The sequence below is a fragment of the Pseudoruminococcus sp. genome (genome assembly GCF_047012705.1).
In the GTDB taxonomy this organism is placed as follows: domain Bacteria; phylum Bacillota; class Clostridia; order Oscillospirales; family Acutalibacteraceae; genus Pseudoruminococcus.
Genome location: NZ_JBKXNW010000010.1, coordinates 43,593 through 55,688 on the forward strand (window position 1 = coordinate 43,593; position 12,096 = coordinate 55,688).

Consider the following 12,096-nt stretch of genomic DNA (forward strand, 5'->3'; position numbering starts at 1 on the left):
ATATTTCTTATAGAATTTCAAAATACTTGTGGTCTGTTGCAAGCTTTATCTCATCACTTCTCTTAGAAAGTTCAAGCTCTTGTCGTTTATGGCTTATATAGCTCTCAAAAAGCTTTTCTGGAATAATTGATTTAATAAATTCGCTTTTCTCTGCAAGATTTATTGCTGATTCGAGCGATGACGGCAAAGCAAGCTTGCTCATTCCGACAGAAGGGGCAGGAAGTTCCTCACGAGCCTCTACACCATCAAGACCTGCGTTAATTATCAACGCAAAGGCAAGATATGGGTTGCAGGCAGGGTCCGGCGAAATAATCTGTAGCTTGGCATTATCACGCTCAGAGGAAATAACTCTGATTATATCCATATTACTTCCGTAAGCCCAGCCAACACTGCCACCCTTGAGGTCGGTATTGAAACGCTTATATGAATTTTCGATAGGATTAAGGAAAGCAGTAATCTCAGAAATTCTTTTAAGCACACCTGCGATAAAGTAACCAGCTGTTGTATTAAGCTCGCCGTCCTTCTTTTTGAATATGTTATAGCCATATCTTTCAATCATAACATTGATGTGCATACTGTTTCCGTTCTTATCATCAAGCGGCTTTGGCATAAATGAAGCAAAAAGTCCGTTTGAATTTGCGATAGTTTTAACCATAGCCTTAAACATAGAGAAGTTATCGGCTGCGGTTAGTGGGTCAGAATACATAAAGTCGATTTCATTCTGTCCCGGACCTCTCTCATGATGAGATGAAAGCGGAGTCATCTCCATTTGCTCGAGTGTGAAGCAAATCTGACGGCGGACATTCTCGCCCTTATCAAGCGGTGCAATATCGAGATAGCCTGCGTTATCATACGGCAATTTTGTAGGGTTGCCGTCATCATCTGTCTTGAATAGATAAAATTCACATTCAAGGTCGATATTACAGGTCAGACCGACAGATGCGGCTCTTTTCATAGCCTTTTTAAGTACCATACGGACATCTGCATCAAAAGGCACACCGTTCTGATAAGTTATCGTGCAGAAAAGTCTTACAACTCTGCCGTGCTGTGGTCGCCACGGCAAGACAGCAAGTGTTGCAGGGTCCGGCACAAGCACAAGGTCTGCGTCAAAGCCCTCAAAGCCTCCAATAGCAGAAGCATTAAAGGTAACACCCTTTTTAAAAGCAGCAGGAAGCTCATCTGCCATTATCGAAATATTTTTAGTTGTACCAAAAATATCGAAAAACATAAGTCTTACAAACTTAACATCGTTTTCCTCGATAAATTGCAGAACTTCTTTTTCAGTATATCTCAAACAAGCCCCTCCTTTTCTCGGAAATTCTGCCATATCAGATAAAGCCATTATCTCAGCAGAAGCCCGAATAAAATCCATGTGTGCATATCCTATTTATTGTATACGCTATCGGTTTATTTGTCAAGATGCGTGTTGCTAACACTCTTATATATAATAAACTGCCAATGAACTACCGATTAGTTAGCAATCTTTCCCAATACACTCAAAGTTTAGGTCAAGCCTTTTTAAAGGCTTGCGGTTTCCAAAGGTAGTCACCTACGGCAGAGCCTTTGGTAACTCATTGGTAATTACTTTATTCGCAGCAATAAACTTCCCTTGCAGATGTCGAGTGAGGCTTACCGAACGATTATGCGTCTTGGGGGCAGCGGCTCGCCGCTTAAGGGCGAAGCCCTTAACATCTCTTTGTTCCTAAAGTGCGGACTTTGTCCGCCCTTGTTGACTAATGTTGCTACCAAAAGAAATTTAGGGGCAAGACAGGTTAAGGGCGTTGCCCTTAAAACCCATGAGGGACTCCGTCCCTCAACCCTGCGAGCCTTTAAAAAGGCTCGAGCGAAACTTTTAATTGTCTTGGAGAAGTTTATTAACCAAGCGGTATTTCATTGCTAATTTCTTCGACCGCGTCAACAAGTTTTCCTTACCAACAACCGAGCGAGACTTGTCGATCGATTCCGTGTATTGGGGGCGGCGGCTCGCCGCCTCGAGCGAAACTTTTAACTGTCTTGTGGAAGTCTTTAGATTAATTGCACTTACATTATAGCATATTTGAGCCTGAATGGCTATTATTTTATTTTCTAAAAACAAAAAAGCCGAACCATCTAAGGTTCAGCTTTGAATAAATTATTTTTCGTCACAGCCACCGACCTCGGCAAACTGCTCATAAATACGATATAACTTTTGAGTATTGTTTTCTAATATATAATAGTGACGAATATATGGAATCTCTAAGCACAAAAGCAATAAGGTCAGTGCAAGTGATTGAATAGTCGCATAGAAAAAGCTTACTATTATCATAGACATAAGCAAAAGCGAAAATAATATCGTTATAAGAAGATGTATAAGCCTTTCGTGTTGCCAGAAACCAATCTCTAACAAAATATCGTGCTTTAACTTTTCTATATCCTCTATCTTAGACCTATCCGCAAGAAGTGCTTCTAAATAAAGCACATAGTTTTTTAACTTCTTGCCCATATAATCACCTTATTTTTATTTTATTTTCTTTTCCATCTCAGCATATTCTGTCTGGAAACCGTTTCCGAGAGTCATAACTCCCTCTTTAAGCTTAACAAAGCCTAAGTGTTCATATGCTATACAAGCAGCCTCATTCTTAACAAGAATATCTACGATAATCTTATTCGCATTAACTGATTGACAAAGCTTTTCTATATGTGCAACAACATATCTTGCTATGCCCTTTTTTCTATATTCCTTACTAACATAGATTTTATCGAGAATAACTCGTCTGCCTTCATACATTATATCGAAATATCCGCAAAATTCCCCATCACAGAAGATTTCGTAATAATTATGCTTGCGAGTTCTGATTTGCTCTATAACAGAATTAGCTGTCTGATATTCTGCGAGCATATATTTGACATTTTCTTCGCCGATAAGACCTGCATAATAATCATAATAAATTTTCTCTGCAACCTTTGCAAGCTCTGACGCTTGTTTCTGTGTTACAATAGGTGTGAATTGAATCTCCATCTTAACTTTCCTCTCTTTATTTGAAGCATTAAATTAAGTGATAATTACATTTTTATAGCTACTAACAGAGAAAGCTTAAAATAATTATCCAAATGTACTATTTTAAATCATAATCATATCATAATACACTATACTTTCTTAATTATATTATAAATTGGGCAATTTGTCCATATACAAATTTAAAAATAAAACTAATTTCTCTCGAATTTATATATTTAAGCCTAAAAACAAAATATCTTCAATATAATTATTGATTTCACACTTTTAATATGATATAATATAAGAATTATACTATTAACAAGGTGCGAATGATTATGACGGATTTTTTGGTTCGGACTTTTATCAAAGACAGCGAAAACATAAATAATCGTATAGTTCGGCGTTCATATGGAGCTATGGCAGGAATTGTCGGAATAATATGCAATATAATTCTCTGCATTTCAAAGCTTATTACAGGTATTTTAACCGGCGCTATATCCATCACTGCCGACGCTATAAACAATCTCACAGACGCGGCCTCATCGGTTATAACCCTTGTCGGCTTTAAAATGGCCGGAAAATCCGCCGACCAAGAACATCCCTATGGTCACGGCAGAATCGAATATATCACAGGTCTGCTTATCTCGCTTGTGATTATGCTTGTCGGAGCTGAACTTTTCCGCTCATCTATCGACACCGCAATAAATCCATCAGAAACCGATTTTAGCATTATATCAATCATCGTCTTGATATTTTCTATTTTGGTCAAGCTATGGATGTCGCTATTCAACAGAAAGCTCAGTAAAAAACTCAATTCCTCTGCCCTACACGCAACTTCAATAGATTCCCTCAGCGACTGCATAGCAACCTCCGCTGTCATAATTGGAATTGTTATCGGTATGCTCACAGGAATAAACCTTGACGCATATATTGGTATGCTTGTTGCTTGCTTTGTCATTGTTGCCGGCTTTAAGAGTGCTGCAGAATCCCTCAATCCACTTATCGGAGAAGCTCCCGACAGCGAATTTGTCGCTGAAATTGAAAAGACCGTTCTGGAAGACGAAAGAGTTCTCGGCCTACACGATGTTCTCGTACATAGCTACGGTGCAACACACATAGTTGCCTCTCTGCACGCCGAACTCCCTGCAAATATAGACCTTATGACCGCACACAATATCGTTGATGAACTTGAGGACAAAATTCATACAAAATTCGGTTGTGAAATTACAATTCATGCAGACCCGATTGAGGTTGACCGAAAGATAACCACACCGATATATAAAGATGTACTAAAAGCTGTAAAATCCATAGACCAGCTGATTTCGGTAAAACATTTTCGCATAACAAAAGGGTATGCGAAAACTTATATCCTTTTCGACTTAAGCTTTCACAATGAAATAGACCCTATATCCCATACAAATGCAAAGGAAACCATTATTAAAGCCCTTACAGAAATGCACCCTGAAATAGAATTTATGATTGGCGAAAAAGCATAATTCAAAATATACAGCTTAAATTTATAAACTGTGTATCAAATGAATATTTAGGTCGTTCAGTAACTACTTCTTCATCATTAAAATTCAATAATTTCAAATAAAAACTGCACCAAATCAATAACATAGATACGATTTGGTGCAGTTTTTTAATAGACAATTTAGTTTATTTTCTTTTGTTGAATATTACTGCATATTTTTAGAAGCAGACAATCGGGAGCAAGTCTTGCCCCAAAACGAACCAGCTTCATTTTAAATGTAGGGATAGAAACACGCTTTCCGTTGAGTGCGTCTGTGATAGCCATTCTTGCGGCCGTTTTGCTTTCTATTGAGGCTGTTGCAAAGCTTACCCCCGCAACCTGATTAAATTCAGTATTAACAGGTCCCGGACAAAACGCTGTAACTGTAACTGCACTTCCCATTTCTTTAAGCTCATATGAAACAGCTCTTGAAAGGCTCGTAACATAATTTTTTGTTGCGTAATATGTTGCCATCATTGGACCAGGCATAAAACCTGCCATAGACGCAACATTTAATATTCTTCCGCTGTTTTTTGAAACAAAATCCTTTAGAAATAATTTTGTCAGTATATGAACGGCCCTTACATTTGTATCTATCATTGCGAGGTCATTTTCGAGAGTTGAAGAAACAAATTCTCCGCAGTAACCAAAGCCTGCGTTATTGATAACCATATCTATTTCCTTATCCTTGAGAACCTCATAAAGCTTTCTGCATTCTTCTTCCTTAGAAATGTCACAGCGAATACAAACCGTTTTGTCACCAAGCTCTTGTTTGATTTCGAGAAGTCTATCGGCTCTCCTTGCAACAAGGAAAAGCTCCCAGCCCATACACGACAAAACTCTTGCCATATCTCGCCCCATTCCTGAGCTTGCCCCGGTTATCAATGCTCTCATAATTTGTGTCCTCCTCGTCTTTTTAAAAGATGTTTATAATAAATTCAGCAATAAGTTACTAAGTTTATTTTATACAACAAAAACTGCTGCAAAAGTTTGCTGTTAATTTAGTATAGATTTTATGATAGATATTAGTTAATAATAGCTCAAAGAAAAGACCCGAGCGAATTTTTAATTTATTTCATACATTTTTCTCGCGTTTTCACAGGTGATTTTCAGAATTTCTTCTGTTGAAAGTTTTTTAATTTCTGCAATTTTTTGAGCTATATAAACTATCATTGAAGAATCGTTTCGCTTGCCTCTGAATGGTACAGGTGCAAGATAGGGTGCATCTGTTTCAAGGACTATTCTTTCAAGTGGTGTTTCCTCAATTACCTCTATTGCCTTTCGTGCGTTTTTGAAGGTAGCTACTCCGCCGACTCCTATATACATTCCGAGTTTCAAGATATCACGAGCCATTTCTTTACTTCCAGAAAAACAATGTACAACGCCCTTTGGCTTATATTTTTGCAGTAAAGAAAGCGTATCGCCGTGAGCCTCTCTGTCATGAATACATACAGGCATAGAAAGCTTATTTGCAAGGGCGAGCTGTTCCTCGAAAACTCTAAACTGAAAATCCTTTGGAATATCATAGTAGTAGTCAAGTCCTATTTCGCCGATTGCGACAACCTTTTTATGCTTTGTAAGCTCACGCAAAACGGAAATATAATTATCAGGCAAGCCATCGAGATTTTCTGGGTGAATTCCTACAGCCGCATAAATATAATCATATTTTTCCGCAAATCCGATAGAGATTTGAGCTGTTTTGAGGTCTGTTGCCTGATTCACAACATTACACACACCTTTTTGAGGAAGTGTTTCGAGCAAAGTAGTGCGGTCATCATCAAACTTGCTGTCATCATAATGTGCGTGAGTATCAAAAATATTTTGCATATAATTCTCCGTTAGAAATTTATAATAGGCTGATTATTTGTATATTAGCAACATTAGTCATTAAGGGTGGACAAAGTCCGCACTTAGAGTGTAAAGAATGTTAAGGGCTTTGCCCTTAAAACCCACGAGGGACTCTGTCCCTCGGCCCTGCGAGCCTTTACAAAGGCTCGAGCGAAACTTTTAAGTGTCTTAGAGAAGTGCATTAGCTAATCAACGGATTCGGCTACCTGCCGGGATTGAATCATCAAGGAACAATACCTTTACATCATCTTCTCCACAATCAGCGGCAAGAATCATACCATTGCTCTCAACTCCACAAAGCTTTGCAGGCTTGAGATTTGCAACAAGAACGATTGTCTTTCCGACTAATTCATCAGGCTTATAATATTGTGAAATTCCGCTTGCGACAGTTCTTTCGCCTTCACCATCATCAAGCGTTAGTTTCAAAAGCTTTTTGGACTTCTTGACAGGCTCACAAGCAAGAATCTTTGCAGCTCTGAGTTCTACCTTTGCGAAATCATCTATACCAATCTGAGCAAGACCTTCTATTTTGGGCTTTGCTGTTTCTTTAGGCTGATTTTTAGCAATAAGTGCGTTAAGTTCTTCAATTTCCTTATCAACATCAATTCTTGGGAAGAGAACTTCACCCTTCTTAACAGTAACATCTAAAGGAAGCACGCCGAATTTAGCTGCATTCTCATAGCTTACATCTTCCTTAGAAGCACCAATCTGTTCCCAGATACTTGGCATAGTTGTAGGCATAAATGCAGAAAGAAGTGTTGAGATAATACGAATTGTTTCAAGAAGATTGTAGAGTACAGTAGCAAGACGAATCTTGTTATTTTCGTCTTTTGCAAGAATCCAAGGTGTAGTTTCATCAATATACTTATTTGCACGAGAAACAACTTTGAATATTTCTGCAAGAGCATTATTAAGCTGTGTTTTTTCAACATAATCATCAACAGCAGGACGGAGAGCCTTTGCAGTTTCGATAAGACTTTCGTCAAATTCACCACTTTCACGCTCTGTCGGGAGAGTTCCACCAAAATATTTTTCTACCATTGCAACGGTTCTTGAAACAAGGTTGCCAAGACCGTTTGCAAGGTCGGAGTTAATGCGTTTAATCATAATTTCGTTAGAGAATGAGCTATCCGAACCGAGAGCCATTTCTCTGAGGATATGATAACGAATAGCGTCTGCACCATATCTTTCGCCAAGAACGAGAGGGTCAACAACATTTCCGAGTGATTTACTCATCTTTTCACCGTTGAAAGTAATCCAACCATGAACAGCAAGATGCTTAGGAAGTGGTTCTTCAAGAGCCATAAGCATTGCAGGCCAGATTATAGCGTGGAAACGCATAATATCCTTTGCAACCATATGAACATCAGCAGGCCAATATTTTTTGTAATCGTCATATTGGTCATTCTCATAGCCAAGAGCAGTTATATAGTTTGAAAGTGCGTCAATCCAAACATAGACAACATGGTTTGTATCGAAAGTTACAGGTATACCCCACTTAAAGCTTGTTCTTGATACGCACAAATCCTCAAGACCTGGCTTGATAAAGTTATTGACAAGCTCTACTGCACGAGTCTTTGGACGGAGATAGTCTGTTTCTGTGAGGAGCTTTTCAATTCTGTCAGCAAAAGGAGCCATCTTAAAGAAATATGCTTCTTCCTTAGCTTCTACAACATCACGGCCGCAATCCGGGCATTTGCCGTCTTTGAGCTGAGATTCAGTCCAGAAACTTTCGCAAGGAGTGCAGTATTTGCCCTTATATTCACCCTTATAGATATAACCCTTATCATAAAGCTTTTTGAAAATTTTCTGAACACTTTTTACATGATAATCGTCAGTTGTACGGATATATCTATCATAGCTTATGTTCATATATTTCCAAAGGTTTTTAAAAATAGCAACGATTTCATCAACATATTCCTTTGGAGTTACGCCCTTCTCAGCGGCTTTTTGCTCTATTTTAAGACCATGTTCATCTGTGCCTGTCAAGAACATTACATCGTAGCCCTGCATACGCTTATATCTTGCGATAGAATCGCAGGCAACCGTAGTATAACAATGTCCGATATGCGGATTGCCTGACGGATAATAAATCGGTGTTGTTATATAGAATGTTTTCTTATCCATAATATCCTCCTACTTCCTACATTAAGTTATATACATACATATATTATACCATTTTTCCGTATATTTCAAGCATTATAAAAGGGAACGAAAAAAATCGTTCCCAATAAATTATTTTGTGGTGCAATAGAAGTAAATTAAAGTTTAGAATAGTTATTATGGTTAGTCTTTATTTAGTGGAATAACAACGATGAAACAATAAGCAAAATTATCAAAAAGCCAAAGTTAAACGCTGAAAACATTCCTATGTAGGATTTAACCTTAGTCGGATTATGTTTAGTATACTCTCTGAATGTAATCAAACTTGCAAGAGAGGCTATTAGGGTTCCTGTGCCACCGATATTTACACCTACAAGCAATTCTCTGTAATTATCCGTAAACTGAGAAAGCAATATTGCAGACGGAACATTACTTATCACCTGACACGAAATCGCACTAAAGAGTAGAGTGTTTTGTTCAAGTAACCAAGAGAAAAGATTCCGAACGGCGTCTATTCTTGCCATATTTCCTGCAAAAATAAAAAATGCAGCAAAGGTCAGTAATAACGGGTAATCAACCATTTTAAGTGCTTTTCGGTCGGCAAAAAGCAAAACGATGGGTATCACTATTAGACCTACATAGTAGGGTATTCCTCGAAATACTATTGCTATTGCAAGTACAAAAAGAATAGCATATAGGATAGTGCGTTTTTTGTTAAAGCTTTCGGTTTTCTCGGAAATCTCAAGCGGTTCTTTCTTTACGAACAGACAACAAATAGTTATGAGAATTACCGAAACAGCAAACGGAACAAACATTATCCCGACAAATTCATAATCGTTTATATTATACTTTGTATATAGATATAGGTTTTGTGGATTTCCAAAGGGAGTAAGCATACCTCCGAGATTTGCGGCAATATTCTGCATAATAAATGTAAACGCCATATACTTTTGTTTTCCTGTGCTTTCAAGCACAAAATATCCAAGAGGCAAAAATGTAAGCAATGCCATATCATTAGCGATAAGCATTGAACCGATAAAAGTTATATAAACAAGAGTAAGAATTGACGCGCGAATATTCCGACAAGATTTGACTATTCTCTGTGCGAGGATATAAAAGAAATTTACATTCTTTAAGGCGCATACAACCGCAAGAACACAAAACAAACAACTCAATGTCTTGAAATCGAAGTATGAAATATATTGTCCGTCAGGAGGTATAATAAAAGATGTAATCACCGCTGCAAGAATTGCTACCATAAGAACAACATTTTTCTTAGCAAAACCCACTATTTTCGTAAATATCATCATTAAATTCCCCTTTATATTTATACCAAACACAAATATATCATATATGAAAATAAATGTCTATCAGCGTATATTAAAAATCTGTCGAAATATTGTGCGGATTTTTGCGTAATTTTCTACGGACTTTATATTCAAAATTGCTTGTGTTCCATTACTGTTCATTATATAATATAAGGTAGGGAATTATCAGAAATCGACAGTATTTTCTAAAATTATACTTTGGTTATATTCATATGGGATATGAAGGGAGAAAAAATGAGCAAAAATCATATTAATAGACGCAATAAAATTAAAAGAACTTCCTCATATCGCGGGTATAATCATTACAAAAGATATTCTGCTTCAACAGGTTCTCAGGGAACAGGCTTAGGCAAGGCTGTAGCTTTATCTTTTGCTGTTGTAGCTGCAACTTCGCTTGTTATATTCTGCTGCTCTGTATATATTCCGAAATTAGTCGATATTTCAAAGAAAAACTTTATAAGCACAGAGTCCTCAGCGGAATCTTCAACTATAAGCAAGGTCGAAAGCTCTAAACCAGAAAGTAAGGCAGAAAGTTCAAAGTCTGAAACATCAAAAAAAGAAAATTCCAAAGCTGAAAGTTCAAAGCCCGAAACAAGTCAAAAAGAGGACACAGGCTATCTTGACGGAAATGTATTTATATACAAAAATATAGGTTATTCAAGCTTTAAGGGTTCTGACGAAAGCGCTTTAAAATACGCAAATAGTCTGAATGCTATCGCCTCAACGCTCGATTCAAGCGTAAGTATTTATTCAATTATTGTTCCTACACATAGCACAGTTTCTCTTGATAAGCTTCAAAAAGAAAACAATGCCAATGAAAAAGCTAATCTTCAGATTATCAGCAATAATCTTTCTGAAAGAATTAGCTTTATAGATGTAGAAAATGCTCTCAAGAACAAGAAAAACGAATATATTTACTATAATACCGATGAAAACTGGACTTCTCTCGGAGCATATTACGCTTATAAAGAATTTTGTGAAAATGCAGGACTTACCGCAACTGATTTTTCAGGGGTAGAAAAAAAGCAGATAGAGGGATTTTTGGGCGGACTTATTTCTTCGACAAAAACTGACAAAAATAAAAAAGGCAATGCCGACCTCTTGAAAAATCCTGATACTGTCGCATATTATAACTTCGGAAACAATTATCAATGCGGTATCTGGAAAACTAAAAATAGCGGGGAAGAAACAGTTTCTTTCATCAATAACTCAGTTTCCGCAAAAAATGCACGAGATATATTTTGCTATGGAGATGTTTCCCTTTTTAAAATTAATACAGGTAAAAGCACCGGCAAACGCCTTTGTATTGTAAAGGATAGCTATGGTTCCGAGCTTGCCCCATACTTTATGGAAAATTATGACGAAGTTCATATAATTGACGCAAGGCTTTTTGAAGGTTCTTTGACAGGCTATTGCTATAACCATAGTATAACTGATGTCCTTTTCATAAATGGTATAAATACAGCTAACGAGAAAGAGCAAATTAGCGCCCTTTCTGATATGACATAAAACCAGAAATTTAAAGCCGAAAGGAGATGTGCATATTGTTAGGAAGAAAACTTGATATAGAAATATTCGGCACAATATCCGAAGGCTCGATTTATTTCGGTTATTATCGCGAAAAGGGTATGAATTATAAGGTTTACATACTTACAAACCACAAGCTAAAAACAAGCGAGCAGTGCGTTATCATTGCAGAGGAATTTATTGAAAATTCCTCTACAAAAAAGCTTGTTGCCGCACCTCTTGGAGAAATATTTTATGAACCTGAAATCCGTAAGCGTGTTGCTATGGCTCATACTGAAATTTCACATATGATTTGCTTATATGAAAAATCTTGCGGCGCAGTAGTTTTTTATCGTTCGAAAGACGCTATAAAATATCTTCTTGTCAAAAACCGCAATGGTCGCTGTTGGAGTTTTCCTAAAGGACATATAGAAAATGGAGAAAGCGAAAAGCAGACCGCCGCACGAGAAATTAAAGAAGAAACAGGACTTGATGTACATTTCAAGTCAGATTTCAGAGAAACGGGAATATATCACCCATTCGGCAGGACAAGCAAAAAGGTTGTATTCTTTCTTGCCGAAACAAATAGTGACAAAGTAAGTATTCAACGGCGGGAGATTGATTATTACCGCTGGGTAACTATGGACCAGGCTCAAAAACTTTGTAAGCACGAAAATGATATTCGTGTTTTGGAAAAGGTAAGTAACCTGCTTGAAACAGCAAATTGATACGAAGGCTCTATAGCTAAAATTATCACTATTTGTGATGTAAAAGTTTAATGTATGACATTCTGACCTTTCTCCTTGTAATTTATTTTGTGA

The 12,096-nt window shown here is 37.2% G+C and carries 10 protein-coding genes; 3 read left to right on the top strand and 7 right to left on the bottom strand.

Annotation, left to right across the window (positions count from 1 at the left end; all coding sequences use genetic code 11):
- Positions 1 to 7: 7 nt before the first annotated feature.
- The 3 genes from ACLU24_RS10560 to ACLU24_RS10570 form a co-directional block, all read right to left on the bottom strand.
- Positions 8 to 1,372, bottom strand: coding sequence for a glutamine synthetase family protein (locus ACLU24_RS10560; protein WP_412612509.1), 1,365 nt, complete (start codon positions 1,370 to 1,372; stop codon positions 8 to 10).
- A gap of 759 nt (positions 1,373 to 2,131) precedes the next feature.
- A complete protein-coding gene (locus tag ACLU24_RS10565; protein ID WP_106764392.1) occupies positions 2,132 to 2,482 on the bottom strand; it encodes a hypothetical protein in 351 nt (116 codons plus the stop codon).
- A gap of 15 nt (positions 2,483 to 2,497) precedes the next feature.
- Positions 2,498 to 2,998, bottom strand: coding sequence for a GNAT family N-acetyltransferase (locus ACLU24_RS10570; protein ID WP_412612511.1), 501 nt, complete (start codon positions 2,996 to 2,998; stop codon positions 2,498 to 2,500).
- A gap of 314 nt (positions 2,999 to 3,312) precedes the next feature.
- Here ACLU24_RS10570 and ACLU24_RS10575 point away from each other — a divergent pair, with 314 nt between their 5' ends.
- Positions 3,313 to 4,473, top strand: a complete 1,161-nt coding sequence (locus tag ACLU24_RS10575; protein ID WP_412612512.1) for a cation diffusion facilitator family transporter — start codon at positions 3,313 to 3,315, stop codon at positions 4,471 to 4,473.
- Between the two features lie 158 nt (positions 4,474 to 4,631).
- Here the strand turns inward: ACLU24_RS10575 and ACLU24_RS10580 are convergent, their stop codons facing one another.
- The 4 genes from ACLU24_RS10580 to ACLU24_RS10595 all read right to left on the bottom strand — a co-directional run bounded on the left by ACLU24_RS10580 (position 4,632) and on the right by ACLU24_RS10595 (position 9,751).
- Entirely contained in the window at positions 4,632 to 5,384 is a 753-nt protein-coding gene (locus ACLU24_RS10580; protein WP_412612513.1) for an SDR family NAD(P)-dependent oxidoreductase, read from the bottom strand.
- A gap of 171 nt (positions 5,385 to 5,555) precedes the next feature.
- On the bottom strand, positions 5,556 to 6,317 hold the full coding sequence (locus ACLU24_RS10585; RefSeq protein WP_412612515.1) for a TatD family hydrolase: 762 nt from the start codon (positions 6,315 to 6,317) through the stop codon (positions 5,556 to 5,558).
- A gap of 210 nt (positions 6,318 to 6,527) precedes the next feature.
- Entirely contained in the window at positions 6,528 to 8,465 is a 1,938-nt protein-coding gene (gene metG / locus ACLU24_RS10590; RefSeq protein ID WP_412612516.1) for a methionine--tRNA ligase, read from the bottom strand.
- Between the two features lie 170 nt (positions 8,466 to 8,635).
- Positions 8,636 to 9,751 carry an SLC13 family permease gene (locus tag ACLU24_RS10595; protein WP_412612518.1) on the bottom strand — a complete coding sequence of 372 codons (1,116 nt, stop codon included), beginning with the start codon at positions 9,749 to 9,751 and terminating at the stop codon, positions 8,636 to 8,638.
- Between the two features lie 252 nt (positions 9,752 to 10,003).
- Here ACLU24_RS10595 and ACLU24_RS10600 point away from each other — a divergent pair, with 252 nt between their 5' ends.
- Entirely contained in the window at positions 10,004 to 11,278 is a 1,275-nt protein-coding gene (locus ACLU24_RS10600) for a DHHW family protein (RefSeq protein ID WP_412612520.1), read from the top strand.
- Positions 11,279 to 11,313: 35 nt separating this feature from the next.
- Complete coding sequence (locus tag ACLU24_RS10605) at positions 11,314 to 12,003, top strand: bis(5'-nucleosyl)-tetraphosphatase (RefSeq protein ID WP_412612522.1); 690 nt, start codon at positions 11,314 to 11,316, stop codon at positions 12,001 to 12,003.
- Positions 12,004 to 12,096 lie beyond the last annotated feature (93 nt).